Below are 19,509 nucleotides of genomic sequence, written 5' to 3'. Positions count from 1 at the left end.
CCGTATTTCGGCCCTTTTTCATAGCATTTAACCGGATTATAATTCAAATCATACAAAATACTTCTACTGTTCTACCCATTCAACCAGTTCGTCTTCAAGGGTAATCAATACCCCGCGTGAAGGCTTGCCGTTTTCGGAAAATGCCTTGATCAGTTTTTTCAAATGCCTGCGGGGTTCGTCGGGGCTGTTGCCACCTACAAAAGACATGAAAATATACTCGCCGCCCGGCCGCTGAACGACCCTGTCTATATGCAGCATCTTGCCGCCCGGCACCAGCAATTCCTTGTTGATCTGAATGTGGTTTTCGTCCTGGTAAAGCACCTGCAACGAAGGATCCTGCAAGAGCGAAATGGTCAGCGCTTCGATCTCCCGGGTCTCTTTCCGGGTAAATATCCCCTCGCCTACGAGCTTTTCCAATGCTTCCGGAAGGTCCGAGACGGTTTTCAAACGGGTAAGCAGGTACCGCATTTTCTGCAATCGGTCGTGCCGCGGTTCGAAGGTCTGCACGTCGAAAATGCGGTCGGCCATGCGGCGGAGACGCAGTGATTCCGTGCGGTCGTTGCTCAATATGGTTTTTAATACAAAAGGCGTCGTACCCGAGCTCACGTGGGCGTGACGAAGACTGCCTGACGACTCTGAAATCACATATTTCGAAATGGTTTCGTCCCAGGCAGGGGTAAAACCTTCCTGGTTCAGGTAATCGCGCAGCCAATGGTTGATCTGCTGCCCGGATTCCCACCTGCGCTCGCGCTTCGCGAGTACATACAGCCGCTGCACCGGCCGCGTGAATGCGACGTAAAGCAGGTTCAGGTTTTCGATCAGCGTCCGCATCCGCTCCTCGCGGTACTGCTCGCCTACCACCGTATTTTCAAGCTCTTTCACCACCGAAACCATCGAGCTCCGGAGTTTGGGATTGGTATAATGAGGTTTATCCTGAATATTAATTTCCTCGTAATCAACATCATCCATATCTACCCAAAGGCGATCGAGGCGTGCATTCGGCGTCACTTTCCATTGCGCATAGGGAATGAGCAGAATCGGGTATTCCAGCCCTTTCGATTTGTGGATGGTGGTAATGCGAATAGCGTCCGTGCCGTCGGGCACAGTGATGGAAAACTTGTATCTCGCTGATTCCCAATAGTTCAGAAAATCGCCGAGGTGGTTGCTCTTCCGGTTACCGAATTCCAGTACCACATCCAGGAACCGGAACAGGTATTCGCTTTCCAGCTGCTGTTTGAAAAGCCCGAATTGCTGCATTAACAGCTCGGTTAATTCAAAAACCGACACCTGCCGCATTTTGAACGACGTAATGGTAATGTCCCATTTCCGGAAATATTCGAGGAAACTGTCGAGCCCGCGCGCTTCGCAAAGCACCCTGATCTCCTCATATTCATGTGGTTCCGGGTTCTTCCGGCGGATCACCTGGTGGAAAAGGTAGGCCGCCTCGTACCGCGCCAGCCGGTGGTCGGAGCTGTGCAGCACCTTCATGAACGAAATGATGAAATGCACCGAGCGCGAATAGGCCAGCGACAATGCATCGTCTGAAATGAGCGGAAAACCGGCCTCTTTCAAGGTATTGGCCAATGTCGTAGCCTCTTTTTTCTTCCGGCATAGGATGGCAATGTCGCGCCAGTGGTAACCTTCCTGCCGAAGCGAATGAACCAGTTCGAGCGCGCGCCGGGAAATCGCGTCGGAAGAGGATTCTTCGGCGCCTTCCTCCGTAGCCTCATTCATTTCCAGAAACTCAATTTCCACATGCCCGCCCTCGGCCACTCCTTCCGGTATTTCCTGACTGAAATGCTCGTCGTACACCTCGCGGATCAGCGGATATTCGTCGCCCAGCGATTCGGCAATGAAGCCGAAGAACTTGTTATTGAACTCGGTAACCTCCCGGAAGCTTCGCCGGTTGGTTTTGAGGTGATTGATATGCAGGTAATTATCCAATGCAAACAGCCGCTCGTCGTTGAACGGGCTGTTCCCGAGAATGCTACCCAGCCGCATGACCTGGTTTTGCGCCAAATGCAATATCAAATCCATATCCCCGCCCCGGAACCGGTAAATCGACTGCTTCGCGTCGCCTACGATCAGGTTGAAGTACCCGCCCGACAATGCATTCTCGATCAGCGGCAGCAGGTTCGCGAATTGCAGTTTGGAAGTATCCTGGAACTCGTCGACGAGAATGTGGTTGTATTTTTCCCCTAACCTTTCAAAAATGAAGGGTACCGGCTCCCGCGCCACGATATCGACGATTTTCCGGTTGAAGTCCGAAATATGGACCTGGTTGTTCTGTTTCAGCAATGCATCGAATTCCTTCCGGATTTCGCCCAGGAGCGAGAGGTTGTAAATGTGCCTGTCGAGCTGGTTGTATAATGTAATTTTCCCGGTTTCGGCCGAGCGTATGTTCTCGATCTGGTGGAAGTAGTTTTCCAGATCGGTGCGGAGGCGTTCGATCTCGTCGCGGATCGGTGCGGGTGTTTTGGCCCCGTACCATACACCTTCGCCGATGGTTTTGTAAACGTAGGAATTCGGCTCCATCCAGAGCTTCTTGCCCTCGGCGCGGTCGCGGTAGTAGCCGTAAATGCCTCTGCCGCTCTGGTGGAAGTCTTTTTCACTCAAATAGGTGGATTGGATCAGTTCAAATGCATGCTTCGCGTCTTTGGTCATCATTTCCTCGCGCCCGCGTACGAATTCGCGCATTTGCCTGCGTACCGCGATCCAGTCCTCCATTTTGAGGTCTTCAACGCGCTTCATTTGCATATAACTCTGCTCGCTCAGCAAAGTGCCTGCCGTATCGCGGAACTGCATCGGCAATGCGCCCCAGTTTTTGCCTTCCTCGGCATTCTCGCGGTAATATTTCTCGACAATGTCCGTCAATACTTCCTCGCCTTCCTGCCCAATGCGGGCCAGGAGCCGGTCTACGGCGTCGTCGAGCAGGTCGGCGTCGAGTTGGGTTTCAAATACGAATGGAATGCCCAGTTCGTCGGTAAAGCTGCTGATCAGCCGCTGTGTGAACTTGTCGATCGTCATCACCGAAAAGTCGGAATAGCGGTGCAGTATTTGCCCGAAAACCATTTGCGCACGGGCGGCGATGAGCTGGCAGGCGCCTGCGAAAAGCGCTGCATCGTGCTCCGTATCGGGGTACATTTCAATCACCACATCGCGCATCATCGGGTGCGGCTTCGCGTCGTTTTCCGTGTAAGCCGAGAAGGTGCGCAGCATCAGCAGAATGCGGTCCTTCATTTCGTTGGCAGCCGCATTGGTGAACGTCACAGCCAGAATGTTCCTGAAATACAACTCCGAATTGGAATGCAGGGCCAGTTTGAGGTATTCTTTGGTAAGGGTATAAGTTTTACCCGAGCCTGCCGATGAACTGTAAACTTTAAACACGTTGCGCTGATAAAATGGTGAAACCGCAGGTCAAATTAAATAAAAAAAGCAGGCGTAAACCTGCTTTTCGTATGCTTTTGAAAGAAGTACCGCTTAAAGGTTGAAGCGAAGGCCTGCGGAGATATTGGGACTAAAAAAGAACGGCTTCCTCAGCAGCTCTACGTAAGTACCGCCTTCCAGGAACACGGAGATACGGTTGTCGGGAATGTAATATTCGAAACCACCCAGCACCGAGCCGCCCAGCGTAAGGTTCTTTTCATATTGTCCATTCAGGCGGTTCGGGTACGAGCGACGGTTGTTGAGCTGCCCGCCTAGGCCGTAATACACATGCACCGCTTCGGAGTTGAACAATGGCGTGTGCCACAAATAATGCACTTGGAGCGAAATACCCGTGTTTTTGTAAATTCCATTGTCGCCGCGGTACTTGCGGTCGTTGCCAAGGATACCGCCGTAAGTGCCGATGGTCACGTCTATGGCGTGGATGTTGTTGAAGTACTTCCGGATGTTGACGCCGGTGGGTTCACCGAGTTTGAAACCGACCGCCCAGTTGTCGTATTGGGCGTGTGCCATTCCGAAGCAAAGTGCGCAAATAAAAGTTAAGGCTAATTTCTTCATAGTTAATTAAATCGGGGAAATGTTCCGGGAACGCTGATAGCAGCTATACAATAACGCTTTTAGGCTGGTATTTCTTTAATGATTCGATCAAAACTTCGTTTTCTTCTTTTGTACCAACGGTAATGCGCAGGCATCCTTCGCACAAATGCACGCGCGAACGGTCGCGCACGATGATCGTCTCACGGATCAGGTAATCCATCACGCCTTTCGCGTCTTCGAACTGCACGAGCAGGAAGTTGGCGTCCGTCGGGTGGATTTCCAACACGATCGGCAGGCTTTGCAGACCAGCCGTCAATGCATCACGCTGATCGAGAATGTCGGCCACCATTTTGTCCTTCTTCTCGATGCCGTTCAAGCCTTCGAGCAATGCCTGTTGGGCGGGCAAACTGATATTATAAGGTGGCTTGATCTTGTTCAGAATGCGGATCAGCTCGGGTGAAGCAAAACACATGCCTACACGAATGCCCGCAAGGCCCCACGCTTTGGAAAAAGTCTGCAATACCACCAGGTTAGCGTACTTGTCCAGATGCTGTATCCATGAAGGCTCGTTGGTAAAATCGATATAAGCCTCATCCACAACTACCAGACCGCTGAAATTTTCCAGGATAGTCTGGATAGCGTCTGCCTGCATGACATTACCCGTCGGGTTATTCGGCGAGCATATCCAGATAATCTTCGTCTGCGGCGTTACCGCATTCAAAACAGCCTGTGTATCAATGTGGTAATCGCGGGTAAGCGACACTTTATCGATCTTCACATCATGGATCGAAGCACTTACCTCGTACATTCCATAAGTCGGCGGGAGGATAATCACATGGTCTTGCCCAGGCGTACAGGTAGCGCGTGTGAGCAGGTCGATCGGCTCGTCGCTGCCGTTTCCGAGGAAAATGCGGTCGGGGCTCACCTGCTTGATCGGGCTCAGTTTCTGCTTGATTTCGGCCTGGTAGGGATCGGGATAGCGGTTATAATCCGCACCCGTCACCGATCCGTAAGGGTTTTCGTTCGCATCGAGGAAGATGCCCACATGGCCGGTATATTCGTCTCTGGCGGATGAATACGGGGCCAGCGTGAGAATGTGCGGGCGAAGGATTTTGTTTAAATCGAAACTGGTGTTCATACTGAAAAAATTACGGCGGCTGCCGTTGTGTGGATTCTAAATCTTTTTGAAGAGCCTATTGTCGAAAGTCAGCGGCGCTATGTCGGTAATCCGGAGGGAAAGCACGTCCGGATGCATGGGATTGACGAGGTAATTCTGCTCGGCCTGGACCACCACCGAGGGTACCCGCAGCAGGAGGCTGTTCCCCGCTTTCAGCCACGAATCGCCCACTTCCTTGCTCCATTGCTGGTCTTCGTACCATTCGGGCACGAGATGCGGGTCGGTAACGCTCGCGAGGTCATCGGGGAGTTCCAGGGAAACGATCACGTAATTGGGAGGTGTCACCGTTTTGTGCCAGTGAACGAGTACTTCGAGCATGGCCAGTGAGCGATGCGACGATGTGTATAGCATGGCATTTCGGGGGGAGTTCCATCGTCCTCCATTGTAAAAAGCCCCTATCCCACTCAAATCCTCCTGATATTCCGATCGTGTTATCCTGAATAGCTCCATTAAGCGAAAATACCGTGTTCCATGCGCCCTAATTCGGTCTTGACCAGCTCAATACCCGCATGGGTCCGTAAAAAGCTGATCGGTTTCTCACTACCCAGCGCAGGCACCTCGTTGTTCAGCCAATCGAGGAAATATTCTTTTCCCAAAGCCCTGTTCCCTACCGAGAACAGATCAGCGAGGGCGATCAGATGATCGGAAACCACATTGCTAAGCAGGTCGATATCATTGTAACGCTGCAAGTTCCTGGAAGTAACAGGCAACAGCGCTATCACATCTTTAATATCCATTCCGATAGAGTCGGCCAGGTGCTGAATAGAGGCTTTCGGAACACCGTTTTCGGCCAGGTAAGCCAGGTCGAAGTCGTTTTTTACAGCATGTTTGAGGGTCTCATATCCTCCCAAACGTTCGTTAACCATGTATGCTGTCATATTCCAGTAATTTTAAAGACGTTGAAATTTGTCCTCTAATTTAGGACAAATTTCCCGAACCTGAAATTTTCACAACAAATTTTTCAACCGGATGGTCACAGCATTCTTATGGGCATCGAGCGATTCGGCTGCGGCCATAGCTTCGACGGTGGGCCCGATGTTGCGGATCCCCTCTTCGGTAATGTGCTGTACGGTGATTTTTTTGACAAAACTATCCACCGAAACGCCGCTGTAAGCCCGCGCGTAGCCATTGGTAGGCAATGTGTGGTTGGTACCCGAGGCATAATCCCCGCAGGACTCGGGCGTGTAGTTGCCCAGGAATATCGAACCGGCGTTATAGATTTTCTCCATCACCGCTTCCGCATTGGCAATACTGAGGATCAAATGCTCGGCTGCATATTGATTGAGTATTTCAATGGCTTCTTCCTCGGTTTCGACGAGGATCGCTTTGCTGTTCGCCATCGCCTGGGACGCCAGCTCTTTGCGCGGAAGCGCTTCCAGCTGCTCTGCCAATGCGATATTCACCGAAGCGAGGAGCTTTTTACTGGTAGAAACCAAAAGAACCTGGCTATCGGCGCCGTGCTCTGCCTGGGAAAGCAGGTCGGCCGCTACGAAGCAAGGCAATGCGGTATCGTCGGCGAAAATAGCCACTTCCGAAGGCCCGGCAGGCATATCGATCGCGACGCCTTCTTTGCTAATGAGCATCTTAGCCGTGGTAACATACTGGTTTCCAGGGCCGAATATCTTGTAAACTTTGGGAACGCTCTCCGTGCCGTAAGCCATCGCCGCAATCGCCTGCGCGCCGCCAATGCGGAATGCTTTGGTAACGCCTACCAGTTTGGCAGCATACAGAATCGCCGGGTGATCCGACGGCGTACAAAGCACAATCTCCTTACAGCCAGCAATTTGAGCAGGAATACCGAGCATCAGAACCGTGCTGAACAATGGCGCCGAGCCGCCGGGAATGTAAATTCCCACTTTCTCGATCCCCACGCTTTTGCGCCAGCAGGTAACGCCGGGCATGGTTTCCACCTTTTCGGGTGCTTGCAGCTGGCCTTTGTGGAATTTGTAGACATTCTCGTAAGCCTGACCAATCGCCGCTTTCAAGGCATCGTCCAGCTTATCGCCCGCTTCGGCAATAGCCTTTTCCGAAAATGCGAGTTCGGTCAGTTCCAGCTTGTCGAATTTCAGTGCGAGGGCCTTAATGCCGGCGTCGCCTTCGTTTTTCACTTGTTCGAGCACGGGCATTACCCGAGCTTCGATATCCTTGGCTTCCAGAACGGGCCGTGCCAGCAATGCAGGCCATTGTTCCCTTTCCGGAAATGGAATGATATTCATAATGTCAGAATCAAAACCCCGTACTTAAACAATCATTTTCTCGATCGGGATCACCAGGATACCCTCTGCACCAGCCTGGCGAATCTTTTCGATATTCTCCCAGAACTCGTTTTCGTTGATCACCGAATGCAGCGAGCACCAGCCTTCCGTCGCCAATGGCAGGATCGTCGGGGAACGCATGCCGGGCAGGAATTTGGTGATATTCTCCACCGCATCCACCGGGCAATTGAGCAAAATGTATTTATTGTTCTTAGCCACCTGCACCGATTTGATACGGAACAAAAGCTGGTCCAGCAGGTCTTGCTGCACAGGTGAAAGGTGTTTGCTGGCAATCATCACGGCCTCGGAGCGGAAAATCGTTTCCACTTCTTTCAAACCGTTGCTCAGCAATGTGCTGCCGGAGCTTACGATATCGCAAACGGCATCGGCCAGACCAATGCTCGGCGCAATTTCCACCGAACCGCTGATCTCGTGGATATCAGCCGTAACATCATGAGATTTAAGATATTGTTCCAGCAACCGAGGATAAGTAGTCGCAATGCTCTTGCCTTGCAAATCCTGCACGCCATGATACTCCGCCTCGCGCAAAACACCGATCGATAACCGGCATTTCGAGAAGCCCAGCTTATGCACGGTATCCACGTCTTTGCAGGATTCTTCCGAAACATTCTCTCCTACGATGCCCAGATGCGCCACGCCGTCTTCCACATAACCGGGAATATCGTCGTCGCGCAGGAAAAGGATTTCCGCAGGAAAGTTCGTCGCGTCGGTTTTAAGCTTACCCGCGCCGTTGTCGAAACGGATGCCGCATTCTTTGATCAGTTTAAGAGAATCTTCACTAAGCCTGCCCGATTTCTGGATGGCAATTCTTAAAATATTATCATTCATAAAGTTATAGGTTGCTCACGCAGCCGTTTGTCGGTATTGAATTAGGGTTATTGGTCTTCCCGGTTGAGCAAAGTTATAATATCTTCCGCTTTCAGTTTCTGCTGCTCGCCGGTTTTCATGTTTTTCAGCGTCAGCAAACCCGAATGCATTTCATCCGAACCAATTAAAATCACAAATGGAATGCTCTTGCGGTCCGCGTAATCGAGTTGTTTTTTCAGCTTCACCGAATCCGGGTAAATCTCTGAATTAATGCCCGCCTTCCTGAATTTCGGCAAAATCGACAACCCATATGTAAATGCCTCCTGATCGAAATTCGAGATCATTACTCTGGTACTCGTCTTCTGGCTTTCCGGGAAAAGGTTCAACTCTTCCATTACGTCATAAATGCGGTCCACACCGAGCGAGATGCCCACGCCCGAAATGCCCGGCACTCCAAATGTGCCTGTCAGGTTATCGTAACGCCCACCTCCCGAAATGCTGCCGATCTGCACATTATTGGCCTTCACCTCGAAAATCGCGCCCGTATAATACGAGAGCCCGCGCGCGAGCGTGACGTCGAATTCGATCTTCGCATTTTCCAGCCCCAGTGTTTTCACCATCGCCCACACCTCTTCCAGTTCCTGGATACCTTTCAATGCCACTTCCGATTCGGCCAGCCAGCTTTTCAGTTCGGTAAACGGATCGTCATTTTCCGAAAGACTGAAAATCGGTTCAAGCTTGCAGATACTATCAGAAGCGAAACCGCGTTCAAGGAGTTCCTCAACCACTTTCTCTTTCCCGATTTTATCCAATTTATCAATGGCCACACAGAGCGGCCCCTCCATTCCGTGCGCCCCGATCATATCGGCGATTCCGGTGAGGATTTTACGGTTATTGATCTTTACTGTAAAATCTTGAATGCCTAATGCGGGCAGAATATCATGCAAAAGCATTACGATTTCCGCTTCGCAAAGCAACGAGTCGGTGCCTACCACGTCGGCATCGCATTGGTAAAACTCGCGGTAACGGCCACGCTGCGGGCGATCGGCACGCCATACGGGCTGGATCTGATACCGTTTGAAAGGCATCGCCAAAGTACCCCGGTTCATCACCACGTAGCGCGCGAATGGCACGGTAAGGTCGTAACGCAGGCCTTTTTCCGAAATTTTGGTCGTTAAAGGCTTCGAGCCTGCCTGCCAGTCGGCGTCGGTAAGCTTGCCGCTGAAATCGCCCGAGTTAAGGATTTTGAACAAAAGCTGGTCGCCCTCTTCTCCGTATTTCCCCATCAGCACCGACAGGTTTTCGAATGCGGGAGTTTCTAATGGCAGAAAGCCGTATCGTTGGAAAGAGCGTCGGATGGTGTCGAAAATGAAAGTACGCTTTGCCATTTGCTCCGGACCAAAGTCACGGGTCCCGCGGGCAAGAGATGGTTTACTCATTCTAATAATGCTGTGAAATTGGGCCTCGAATGGCCTATGAAACCGTAAAGTTAGGAGAGGTTATGCAATATTTATGACTATTGCGTGCAATATTTACGTTAAAATGCTTAATTTTGCGGCTCTTTCACAAAACAAACTTTTACAATGGGAGTTACGGAATTAAAACGTAAAGGTCGCAGAAACAAAGCAGTTGCTAACAACCGCACTGCCAAAATCAAAAACCTTCTACGCAAACCAGAAGTGCGCAATGTTGACGTTGAGGCTATCAAGGCTCAATTCGAAGCAAATAAAAAATAATAGAGCCTCTTCGGAATGTTATCCAACTAGTCCTGTCAATCTGTTTTGGTAGGGCTTTTTGCTTTTTTACCGGATTTATGTTTTCCGGAAGCAGCTTTCAGATTGACCTTCCGCAGCAGCTGGCGCATACTACGGCGCGTTTCGCGGCGGACATCGAGCAGGATACGGAAGCGGAGCGCTTCTCCGAACATAATGAGGCCCCCATTGATTAATGCAAGGCTGTAAAGGCCCAACACGACCCAAACCTGCGTGGGCTCCCCGATCCGACGCTGATGCGCCGCTTCGCTGAGCACGGTAAGACCAAAACTGAACAGCAACAAGCCTAATGGAGCGAGAATCATCCATTTCGTGCGTGTCGACATTCTTTTTATCAGTCGCTTACCAGGTGGTTTCGGGTCAATCGAGGGGATCATTTATTCAGGCTATTCGATGTTATGATCCTAAAATTATTAATTTTTAGTTAATTGGTTTAATGAAATCCATCATTAGTTTAGTTCTGCGCTACATTCCGCGTCCCTACCTCCAACTCGTCGGACACTGGGCAGCGCGGGGACTCAGCATCTTCTATATCGGCAACAAGGTGGAATGCCCGGTGTGCAACAGCAAATACCGCAAGTTCCTCCCCTACGGCCGCAACACGTCGAGCCGCGAGAATGCATTGTGTCCCAGCTGTTTGTCGCTCGAACGCCACCGCCTGATGGCGCTTTACATGAAGCGGAAAACCAATTTTTACACCGCCAACCTCCGCGTCCTGCACGTAGCGCCCGAATACTGCTTCATCGACCGTTTCGAGCAGATGAAAAATCTGGATTACATTACGGCAGACATCGAATCGCCCCTCGCGAAGGTGAAAATGGACATTCACCAGATCCCTTTCGAAGACAATACGTTCGACGTGGCTTTTTGTAACCACGTCATGGAGCACGTAGACGACTATATTCTCGCCATGAGCGAACTCCACCGCGTCCTCAAACCGGGCGGCTGGGCATTGATCCAATCGCCGCAGGACATGAAATACGAAGTAACCTACGAAGACCCGACCATCACCGATCCAAAGGAACGCGAAAAGCATTTCCTCCAAAACGACCACCTCCGCCTCTTCGGCCGCAACTACGGCCGCGAGCTCGAAAAGGGCGGTTTCAAAGTAACCGAGGACCGGTTTGTGATGGATGAACTCACGAAAGCAGAAGTGCAGCGGTATTCATTGCCTGGGGAAGAGATTGTGTACTTCTGTCAGAAATGAGTTTATGAGTTAAGGAGTTTATGAGTTAAGGGTTTATGAGTTTAGAGTAAAAAGTAAAAGAGGCAGTTTCGGGGGAAGCTGCCTCTTTGATTTATGATTAACTATAAAGCTCTCGACTTTAAACTTCACTCTAAACTCATAAACTCTAAACTCATAAACCCTAAACTCTAAACTCATAAACTCCATCAAGAAGGATACTCAATCGCCGCGCCCGTCTCGCGGTGTGATTTGTTTTCCCAAAGCCGTTTCCAGCCTTCCTGTACAAAACCGATCCCGTAGCCGAAAAGCTGTGTGAATGCAGCTCCAATGCTAAGGAATGCTACCTCAGCGCTCTTGGTTTTACGCAATGCATCGATGAACAGCAATGCAATGTAAATGCCCAGGAACCACAATCCGAGGTAAAAGAACGGTTCGAAAATGAAGTACCACAGCGGAATGCTGCAAACACCCAGCGTGAATAGTAACGGGAATGTATGCACGAGTTTTAGCTCGTCGGGGTAATAGCGGGCGATGTTAATGCGTGCGCGTCCGAAGAACTTCAGTTGCCTGAAAAACGCCCCGAATTGCGTACGGCGTTTGTGGTAAATGAATGCTTCGGGGATCAATGCGGATTTGAAACCGAGCCGCAGCGCCGCGATGCTGAACAGGATATCCTCTCCCATCCGGCTCGTCAGGAACCCGCCCGTACGCTCCCACACCTTACGCGAGAGGCCCATATTGAAGCTCCGCGGGTGGAAGGTGCCGCCCATATTGTTCTTCTTTCCCCTGATTCCCCCGGTTGTAAACACGGAAGTCATAGAATAGCTAATGGCCTTTTGAATAGGCGTAAACGAAGGATGGTCCGTATCCGGTCCGCCGTACAAATCCACATAATCCGTATTCAGCCGGTTTTCGACGATTGAAAGGTAGTTTGGCTCAATCAATGCATCCGAATCCAGCAATATAAAGTAGTCGCCCGCTGCACGTTCAAAACCTTGGTTACGCGCAAAGCCCTGGCCACCATTTTCTTTGTAGTGGTAATGAATATCGAGCCTGTCTGAAAAGGATTGCACTACCCCGTCCGCCTTGATTTTCGAGCCGTCTTCTACGATTACTACTTCGAAGTTCTTGTAAGTCTGTACAGCCAGACAGCCGAGTAGTTCCTCCAACTCGTCAGGACGGTTGTAGACAGGGATGATGATGGTGTAGCGGCGCGGGTTCAATTTTGAATGAGTGAATGATTGAATGATTGAATAATCGGACAATTGAATGCCGTTAGGCATGTAATATTGGTAGCAAACGAACGTGGCCGTATTTTGAAAATGCCCTTGGGCATGTAACAACAATACTTTGACGGCAACAAGCGCATTATTATTGTTGTTGCATCCCTGACGGGATTTTCGTCACTACCTAACATTTCTATTGCTACCAATATTACATCGCTACGCGATTAGGCTGTTATCTCAACCAACGCCTCTTCATTCGCCGCGATAATTCGCTCCAAATGCGCATCGGTCAGCGCGGTTGAAAGGAACATCGCTTCAAACTGGCTGGGTCCCATGTAAATGCCTCGGTTCAGCATCGCGTGGAAATACTTGCCGAACAACGGCAGATCCGAAGATTTCGCCGAAGGGAAATCCGTCACCGCACTCGGCGTAAAGAACAGCGTATACATGGAACCGATCTGGTTCAATGTGTATTTCAAACCTAATTTCTCCATCGAGCTGCGGAAACCATTGGCGAGCTTGCTGCCTGAATTTTCCAATTGCGTATAAACTTCCGGATGCTCGTTCAGATACGTGAGCATGGTGTAGCCTGCCGCCATGGCAATAGGGTTACCCGAAAGCGTCCCCGCCTGGTAAACCGGACCGGCCGGCGAAACGTAGTTCATGATCTCGGCTTTGCCGCCGTAGGCTCCTACGGGCATTCCACCTCCGATTATCTTTCCTAACGTCGTTAAATCGGGCGTAATGCCGAATCTTTCCTGCGCGCCGCCCTTTGATAAGCGGAAGCCCGTCATTACTTCGTCGAGGATCAGTACGATGCCTTCTTCGTCGCAAATGCGGCGCAATCCTTGCAGAAAGCCTTCTTTGGGTAACACGCAGCCCATGTTACCAACAACCGGTTCGAGGATCAATGCGGCGATCTGGCCCTTGTTGGCATCTACGAGTTGTTGAACGGCTTCGAGGTCGTTGTAGGGCGCGGTTAATGTGTCGTTGGCTACGCCTTTGGTCACGCCGGGACTGTCCGGTGTACCGAATGTTACGGCACCGCTGCCGGCGGCGATCAGGAAGCTGTCGCCGTGGCCGTGGTAGCAGCCTTCGAACTTGATGATCTTGTCGCGCCCTGTGTACCCGCGTGCTACGCGTATGGCCGACATTGTGGCTTCGGTACCGGAATTGACCATTCTCACCTTTTCAATGGAAGGCACCATCGAAACAATCAGTTCCGCGATCTCAACCTCTCTGCGCGTGGGAGCGCCGAAAGAAAATGAATGCTGAATGGCGTCGGAAACGGCCTTCTGGATCAGCTCATGCGCGTGCCCGAGGATCATCGGCCCCCAGGAGTTGATCAGCTCGATGTACTCGTTGCCGTCCTCGTCGTAGATGTAAGGTCCCTTGGCCGACTTGACAAATATCGGGTTGCCGCCTACCGCGCGGAATGCGCGTACGGGCGAGTTTACGCCGCCGGGAATATAGTTTTGTGCTTTTTCGAAAAGTTGCTGGCTTGTGGAAGTATTCATTCTGTTAAAAAAGGTTGGTACTATTTGTCCACCGGCACCCATTTGGAGCCGCTGTATTTGAGGACAGGGGTAATCTGGTTTTCATTCGATTTGGTATAATCAAAGCCCGAAAGCAGGTATTCTTCACTGCCGTATTTCCGCGATTGCAGACCGGACGGTAGCTTGTCCTTGTATTTGGAAAGCATTCTTGCAAAAAACAGAAGCTGGTCGTAACCCTGGTAGGAATATACCGAAGGGAATGTGCTGGTTTTGTTGTAATAATTTTTCTGGAACTGCCGGATCGTTTCTTTCTCCCGATCCACATAATCGGCGTCGATGAGCGACAAACGCGCACCGTAGCGCGACAACCGTGATTGCTGGGCATTGAAACTCGTCGAAGTAGCTACAACCGGCAGGGTGTTCAATTTTCGGCTGTTCAGGACTTCGATCAGGTTCCCGCCCGATTCTCCGTCCGACGAAAACAATGCAATATGCGCCGGTTTGTTGGTTTCAAATGAAGGCACCATACTTTCCAGCGACTCACGGTCGGGCTGAATTTTGGTGATCGAAGTTACCTTCCCTCCTTTCGCTTTCCATTCGGCGGCGTAGGAAGCGGCCATCGCAGAGTCCTTAACGGTGTTTCCGTAGTAAATCACAGTGTTAAGTCCCGGCGAAAGACTCCGCATCCATTGCGCAGCTCTCTGAGTTTGGAAGGTAATGGATGGATGCCCGAGGTAAATGTTCCCGCTTTTCATCAGGCTGGCGTCGGTGGACAGCGGGTTGAGCATAATCGCATTGCTTCCGGAAACAAAATCGGCCGCCACATCGAATGAACCGGCATACAACGGGCCGATGACCATATCCGAAAGCTGGAAGTTTTTGTTATCCGCGATGCCCTGCATACTTTTCGCATCGTTGCTAACATCGTAAGCCCACAGGTTAACGGTGATTCCTTCCATTTGCAGCTGCTCTTTGGCCACTGTTAACCCGAGATAGTAATCATATGCAAACTGGTTCGAACGGCGTTTGGAAGTGCTGAACTCATCCAGGCGGAAGGGAAGCAGCACCGCCACATCCAGGTACCCTTTCGTCCATTGTGTATCCGACTTCGGCGCGCTGCGTTTCGGCGCCTCTTCTACCTTTTCACTCTTTTTAAATTTGAACTGCTTGTCGAGCTGCTCCGCATACGCGAGGTCGCCCTGTGCAGGCGTGCGTGTGGATTGGATGGATTGGTACACCATCAATGCAATGTCGCGGTCAGATGGATATTGTTTTTGCAGGTCTTTGAGTTTCAGAAAGTCGGTAATCGACGCCAGATGGTGCTGTTTCAATGCCTGCACGTCCTTGTTCAGGCCTGATTCTTTGATCCTTGCCAACTGATCGAGGCCTTCGTTGAGCTGCCCGTTCTCGAAGCTAACCGCCCCAAGCAGGTAATACACATCATTGATCTTATTCCAACCGGGGTACCGGCTTTGCAATTGCAGCAGCATCGGCTTCGCGTCCTTGTAGCGTTTCAGCTGGTACGCGCTCAGCGCGTAATAGTAATGCGCATAGGGCGAATAGGCCGTTTTCGCATTCACGCTCGTCATGGGATAGAATTTCTGCATCGCCGCGGCGTACTTACCTTGTTTGTAATCTGCCAGGGCCGACCGGTACCTGCTTTCCGTCTGAGCATTAGCCTGCCCGAACGACGGCTGATACAAACCGATATGAACTGTCAAAATCAAAAAAAAGATAACTTTCATCAGGATTTCGGGGTCAAGATTGTGGTGATCTTCTGGCTGCAAAAATCAACCTAAAATGGAAAAAAACGGGCAATATCCCAATGGAACATTGCCCTTTATTAATTACGATCTGAAAAAGCTTTTATTTCTTTTTCGTCTTTTTCTCTAAGTCAGCCTGTTTCTTTTTCGCCTCTTCCGCAGCCTGCAACGACTTTTCGAGATATTTCTGGAATTTGTTCTGCTTCTTCTCGCCGGTGGCGTTTTTCTTACGGTTCTCTTCAAGGATATTTTTGATTTTATCCTCATTAACAAAACGTTTGATCAACAGCTGCTGCGCGATAGTCACGATGTTTGAAACAAAATAATAGAACGTCAAACCAGCCGGGAACGAGTTCAGGATGAACATGAACATCAGCGGCATTACATAACCGAGCGCCTTCATATTCACCGGTCCTGGCTGCGTTGGCGTGTTCTGGTTGTTGTAGTAGGCGTAACCAATGCTGGAAGCCGTCATCAGGATCGTGAACAAGCTGACGTGGTTACCGATGCCGAAAGGCACATTGAATGGCAGCTTGAAGAACGAATCGTAGGTCGAAAGATCGCTTGCCCACAGGAACGATTGCTGGCGCAGCTCGATCAGGTTCGGGAAGAGGAAGAAGAGCGAGAACAGGATCGGCATCGTCGCAAGTACGGGCACGCATCCGCTGAGCGGGCTCACGCCTACCTGCTGGTAAAGCTTCATTTGCTCCTGCTGCTGCTTCGCAACGTCATCCTTGTTCTGCTCGCGGATCTGTTCGAGTTCCGGGCCCAGGATACGCATTTTCGCCATGCTGATGTACGATTTGTAGGTCAGCGGCGTGAGCAATGTTTTTACAAACAATACCAAAAGGATGATCAGCAAGCCATAGTTGCTCACAAATCCTTCGATCAGGTTGAAAAGCGGAACGAGGAAGAACTTGTTGATCGGTTTCAGGAATGCGTAACCGAGGTATACGTTCTGATCGAAATTCTCTGCTTTTACTTTATCTACAATGTGGTATTCGTTCGGTCCGAGGTAAAACTGGAAGTTGGCCTCCCCTTTTTGTACCGCAGCCGTCGGAATGCCCGCGAAGATGTTCATGTTTTTCACGATCACCGAGTCCTCCACATTCACGTTCGCATGCATGGTAACGTTGGTGAGCGGTGATTTTTCGGCGATCAGACCTGCCAGGAAGTATTTGTGTTTAATGGTAAACCACTTCACCGGGTCTGCCGTTTTCTCCTCTTCGTTGGCAGTAGGGCTCGTAGGAAGGCTTTTCAGCTCGTCCGTGTAGTAGTTAACGGTAACCACCTCACGGTTTTTCTTCATATCGTTTTCCAGTTGCAGCAGGTCGTTGTCCCAATGGAACTCTACCGCCTTGTTGGCCGGCAGTGCGCCGCTGGCTTTGATACCGTAATCGATCACATAACCTGTACCGCGAACAATGTAAGTCTGCTCAACCGTCTGATTATTTTTAAGCGTCGTACGGTAAGTGATCACCGCCGAATCTTTTTCAGCCAATGTACGGTCCTGCGCGTCGGTCGTGAAGGTCTGGTTTGTCAGCCTCACGTCGCCGGTTTGCGTCGGCAGGTCGATCTGGAAGTTGTTGTGCTTATCGGCAATCAGGTAAAGCGGTTTCTGATCGTAGGTTTTGTAGTTTTTCAACATTACCTCTTTCATTACCCCACCCTTGTTGGTAAAAACCACGCGGGCGTCCTTTGTTTCGATCACCAGGTCCTTTTGAGGAATTGCTAGGGAATCAACTGATTGTGAGGATTTTTGGGTGGTATCCGAAGTGACAGATGCGGGCCTGGCAGCCTCCTTCTTCACCTCCGCTACCGGGGTTGGTTCCACAGGTTTCGGAACCAGTACCTGGTAGCCTATCAGCATCAGCATGATCAAGACCAGGCCGATTACAAAATTTTTATCCATTATTTACTTTAAATTATTGAAATAACATACCGCTTGTAAGGCGGCAAAGGTAACAAGTTTTTTCGCTTAACAGGCCTTAAAATGTGATCAGTGGGAAACCGGGTTAAGGGTTTCTACCGATCTTTTTTGCAATGAATAGCTCAATGCGGCAGCCACGAAATTGACGAAGATCGGGTGCGGGTTCATCACCGTGCTTTTCAGTTCCGGGTGGAACTGTACGCCCACGTAGAACGGATGCGAAGGCAGCTCGACCATCTCCACCAGGTTGTTGTCGGGGTTGATACCCGTAGCAATCAGGCCCTTTTCATCGAATTCTTTCAAATATTTATTGTTGAACTCGTAGCGGTGACGGTGGCGTTCGCTGATGTTGGTCTTGCCGTAGATTCTGTGCGCCAGAGTGTCCTTCTTAATGCGGCACGGATATGCGCCCAAACGCATGGTACCTCCTTTGTTGGAAACATCTTTCTGGTCTTTCATCAGGTGGATCACCGGATGGTCGGTAGTGGAATCCATTTCCACCGAATGCGCGTTCTGCCAGCCGATCACGTTACGTGCGTACTCGATCACCGCCATTTGCATACCCAAACAAATTCCGAAGAAAGGAATGTTGTTTTCGCGTACATATTGAATAGCCGCGATTTTACCTTCGATACCACGCTCGCCAAAGCCGGGAGCCACCAGTACGCCATCCAGGTTTTCGAGTTTCTCCACCGCATTTTCGGCCGTCAGGCTTTCTGAATGGATCCATTCGATATTCACCTTGCATTCATTGGCGGCACCGGCGTGGATAAACGATTCCACGATCGATTTGTAAGCGTCGTGCAGCTCTACATATTTACCTACCAGACCAATGCGAACCGAGTCGATCGGGTTTTTCAGTCTCGAAAGGAAAGTCTTCCAGGAATCGAGGTCCACGTCCTTGTCATTATAAATGTCGAGCATATACAATGCACGCTGGTCGAGGCGCTCTTTGAGCATCAGCAAAGGCACGGCGTAAATCGTGTCCGCGTCCATCGCCTCGATCACCGAATTCACCTGCACGTTACAGAACAATGCGATCTTTTTGCGGATATCGTACGGCAGCGGGTGCTCGGTACGGCATACGAGGATATCCGGCTGGATACCCGATTCCTGCAACATTCTTACCGAGTGCTGCGTCGGCTTGGTTTTGAGCTCGCCGGCGGAGTTCAGGTACGGGATCAGTGTAAGGTGGATTACCAATGTATCCTGGTGATCCATTTCGAATTTCACCTGACGAACCGCTTCCAGGAACGGCAGTGACTCGATATCCCCTACGCAGCCACCGATTTCCGTAATCACAATGTCGTAATCGCCGGACTGGCCCAGCAACAGCATGTTTCTTTTCAGCTCATCGGTAATGTGCGGAACCACCTGAACGGTTTTCCCGAGGAAATCGCCGCGGCGCTCGGCCGTGATAACGTTGTGGTAGATACGCCCTGTCGTGACGTTGTTTGCCTGTGAAGTGCGAACGTTGAGAAAACGCTCATAATGGCCCAGATCGAGATCGGTTTCGGCTCCATCGTCGGTTACGTAGCATTCACCGTGCTCGTAGGGATTCATGGTACCCGGATCGATGTTCAGATACGGGTCAAATTTCTGGATTGTGACTGAGAGACCTCTCGCTTGTAGTAATTTAGCTAGTGATGAGGCAATGATTCCCTTGCCAAGTGAAGATGTAACACCGCCCGTAACGAAAATGTACTTAGCGGTCTTTCGTGCTTTGGAAGCCATAAGACTTTGCTGTTTTTCTATGATTACGGGATACAAAGATACAGGATTATTAGAAGAATCTAAGCGGGGCCTGTTTAAATATTTGGCTGGAACACAATAAGCCCCTGGCTGTCTGGCAGGTTATCAAATATAATTTTTTCAAATATTTAATTTCTATTTTG

General features: G+C 50.5%; 16 protein-coding genes. 2 read left to right on the top strand and 14 right to left on the bottom strand.

Features of this window, described 5'->3' with window-relative positions; genetic code table 11:
* Positions 1–63: 63 nt before the first annotated feature.
* The 8 genes from BLQ88_RS17380 to hisS all read right to left on the bottom strand — a co-directional run bounded on the left by BLQ88_RS17380 (position 64) and on the right by hisS (position 9,680).
* Positions 64–3,387, bottom strand: a complete 3,324-nt coding sequence (locus tag BLQ88_RS17380; RefSeq protein WP_090152631.1) for a UvrD-helicase domain-containing protein — start codon at positions 3,385–3,387, stop codon at positions 64–66.
* 93 nt (positions 3,388–3,480) lie between these two features.
* Complete coding sequence (locus tag BLQ88_RS17375) at positions 3,481–4,002, bottom strand: hypothetical protein (RefSeq protein WP_090152628.1); 522 nt, start codon at positions 4,000–4,002, stop codon at positions 3,481–3,483.
* A 43-nt stretch (positions 4,003–4,045) separates the two neighbouring features.
* The gene (gene hisC / locus BLQ88_RS17370) at positions 4,046–5,119 is read right to left on the bottom strand and encodes a histidinol-phosphate transaminase (RefSeq protein ID WP_090152626.1); all 1,074 of its coding nucleotides are present in this window, start codon (positions 5,117–5,119) and stop codon (positions 4,046–4,048) included.
* Positions 5,120–5,155: 36 nt separating this feature from the next.
* Positions 5,156–5,608, bottom strand: a complete 453-nt coding sequence (locus BLQ88_RS17365) for an RES family NAD+ phosphorylase (RefSeq protein ID WP_090152623.1) — start codon at positions 5,606–5,608, stop codon at positions 5,156–5,158.
* On the bottom strand, positions 5,608–6,036 hold the full coding sequence (locus tag BLQ88_RS17360) for an Xre family toxin-antitoxin system antitoxin (RefSeq protein ID WP_090152622.1): 429 nt from the start codon (positions 6,034–6,036) through the stop codon (positions 5,608–5,610). The genes BLQ88_RS17365 and BLQ88_RS17360 overlap by 1 nt, the downstream gene beginning before the upstream one ends.
* 69 nt (positions 6,037–6,105) lie before the next feature.
* Positions 6,106–7,374: a histidinol dehydrogenase gene (hisD, locus tag BLQ88_RS17355; RefSeq protein WP_090152620.1), complete on the bottom strand. Its 1,269-nt coding sequence runs from the start codon at positions 7,372–7,374 to the stop codon at positions 6,106–6,108.
* A 24-nt stretch (positions 7,375–7,398) separates the two neighbouring features.
* Positions 7,399–8,262 carry an ATP phosphoribosyltransferase gene (gene hisG / locus BLQ88_RS17350; protein WP_090152618.1) on the bottom strand — a complete coding sequence of 288 codons (864 nt, stop codon included), beginning with the start codon at positions 8,260–8,262 and terminating at the stop codon, positions 7,399–7,401.
* A 47-nt stretch (positions 8,263–8,309) separates the two neighbouring features.
* Positions 8,310–9,680, bottom strand: coding sequence for a histidine--tRNA ligase (gene hisS / locus BLQ88_RS17345; RefSeq protein WP_090152617.1), 1,371 nt, complete (start codon positions 9,678–9,680; stop codon positions 8,310–8,312).
* A gap of 144 nt (positions 9,681–9,824) precedes the next feature.
* Here hisS and BLQ88_RS36750 point away from each other — a divergent pair, with 144 nt between their 5' ends.
* Entirely contained in the window at positions 9,825–9,977 is a 153-nt protein-coding gene (locus BLQ88_RS36750) for a hypothetical protein (RefSeq protein WP_015810647.1), read from the top strand.
* A 35-nt stretch (positions 9,978–10,012) separates the two neighbouring features.
* Here the strand turns inward: BLQ88_RS36750 and BLQ88_RS17340 are convergent, their stop codons facing one another.
* Positions 10,013–10,339, bottom strand: coding sequence for a hypothetical protein (locus BLQ88_RS17340; protein ID WP_229212725.1), 327 nt, complete (start codon positions 10,337–10,339; stop codon positions 10,013–10,015).
* A 110-nt stretch (positions 10,340–10,449) separates the two neighbouring features.
* On the opposite strand from BLQ88_RS17340, the gene BLQ88_RS17335 reads away from it, so the two are divergent.
* A complete protein-coding gene (locus BLQ88_RS17335) occupies positions 10,450–11,220 on the top strand; it encodes a class I SAM-dependent methyltransferase (protein WP_090152612.1) in 771 nt (256 codons plus the stop codon).
* Positions 11,221–11,405: 185 nt separating this feature from the next.
* On the opposite strand, the gene BLQ88_RS17330 is transcribed toward BLQ88_RS17335, so the two are convergent.
* The 5 genes from BLQ88_RS17330 to pyrG all read right to left on the bottom strand — a co-directional run bounded on the left by BLQ88_RS17330 (position 11,406) and on the right by pyrG (position 19,348).
* Complete coding sequence (locus tag BLQ88_RS17330) at positions 11,406–12,422, bottom strand: glycosyltransferase family 2 protein (protein WP_090153156.1); 1,017 nt, start codon at positions 12,420–12,422, stop codon at positions 11,406–11,408.
* Between the two features lie 227 nt (positions 12,423–12,649).
* Positions 12,650–13,942 carry a glutamate-1-semialdehyde 2,1-aminomutase gene (hemL, locus tag BLQ88_RS17325; protein ID WP_090152609.1) on the bottom strand — a complete coding sequence of 431 codons (1,293 nt, stop codon included), beginning with the start codon at positions 13,940–13,942 and terminating at the stop codon, positions 12,650–12,652.
* A 20-nt stretch (positions 13,943–13,962) separates the two neighbouring features.
* Complete coding sequence (locus BLQ88_RS17320) at positions 13,963–15,666, bottom strand: ABC transporter substrate-binding protein (protein ID WP_090153154.1); 1,704 nt, start codon at positions 15,664–15,666, stop codon at positions 13,963–13,965.
* 121 nt (positions 15,667–15,787) lie between these two features.
* A complete protein-coding gene (gene yidC / locus BLQ88_RS17315) occupies positions 15,788–17,596 on the bottom strand; it encodes a membrane protein insertase YidC (RefSeq protein ID WP_090152607.1) in 1,809 nt (602 codons plus the stop codon).
* Positions 17,597–17,683: 87 nt separating this feature from the next.
* Entirely contained in the window at positions 17,684–19,348 is a 1,665-nt protein-coding gene (gene pyrG / locus BLQ88_RS17310; protein WP_090152603.1) for a CTP synthase, read from the bottom strand.
* Positions 19,349–19,509 lie beyond the last annotated feature (161 nt).

The organism is Dyadobacter soli, from assembly GCF_900101885.1.
Lineage (GTDB): Bacteria > Bacteroidota > Bacteroidia > Cytophagales > Spirosomataceae > Dyadobacter > Dyadobacter soli.
Note: the sequence above shows the minus strand (reverse complement) of the source record. Positions and strands in the feature narration are given on the sequence as shown.

Coding starts and splice junctions, on each gene's coding strand:
- yidC (WP_090152607.1), bottom strand. CDS start 17,596: ATGGATAAAAATTTTGTAATCGGCCTGGTCTTGATCATGCTGATGCTG.
- BLQ88_RS17375 (WP_090152628.1), bottom strand. CDS start 4,002: ATGAAGAAATTAGCCTTAACTTTTATTTGCGCACTTTGCTTCGGAATG.
- BLQ88_RS17335 (WP_090152612.1), top strand. CDS start 10,450: ATGAAATCCATCATTAGTTTAGTTCTGCGCTACATTCCGCGTCCCTAC.
- hisS (WP_090152617.1), bottom strand. CDS start 9,680: ATGAGTAAACCATCTCTTGCCCGCGGGACCCGTGACTTTGGTCCGGAG.
- pyrG (WP_090152603.1), bottom strand. CDS start 19,348: ATGGCTTCCAAAGCACGAAAGACCGCTAAGTACATTTTCGTTACGGGC.
- BLQ88_RS36750 (WP_015810647.1), top strand. CDS start 9,825: ATGGGAGTTACGGAATTAAAACGTAAAGGTCGCAGAAACAAAGCAGTT.
- hisC (WP_090152626.1), bottom strand. CDS start 5,119: ATGAACACCAGTTTCGATTTAAACAAAATCCTTCGCCCGCACATTCTC.
- BLQ88_RS17360 (WP_090152622.1), bottom strand. CDS start 6,036: ATGACAGCATACATGGTTAACGAACGTTTGGGAGGATATGAGACCCTC.
- hisG (WP_090152618.1), bottom strand. CDS start 8,262: ATGAATGATAATATTTTAAGAATTGCCATCCAGAAATCGGGCAGGCTT.
- hemL (WP_090152609.1), bottom strand. CDS start 13,942: ATGAATACTTCCACAAGCCAGCAACTTTTCGAAAAAGCACAAAACTAT.
- hisD (WP_090152620.1), bottom strand. CDS start 7,374: ATGAATATCATTCCATTTCCGGAAAGGGAACAATGGCCTGCATTGCTG.
- BLQ88_RS17365 (WP_090152623.1), bottom strand. CDS start 5,608: ATGGAGCTATTCAGGATAACACGATCGGAATATCAGGAGGATTTGAGT.
- BLQ88_RS17320 (WP_090153154.1), bottom strand. CDS start 15,666: ATGAAAGTTATCTTTTTTTTGATTTTGACAGTTCATATCGGTTTGTAT.
- BLQ88_RS17340 (WP_229212725.1), bottom strand. CDS start 10,339: ATGTCGACACGCACGAAATGGATGATTCTCGCTCCATTAGGCTTGTTG.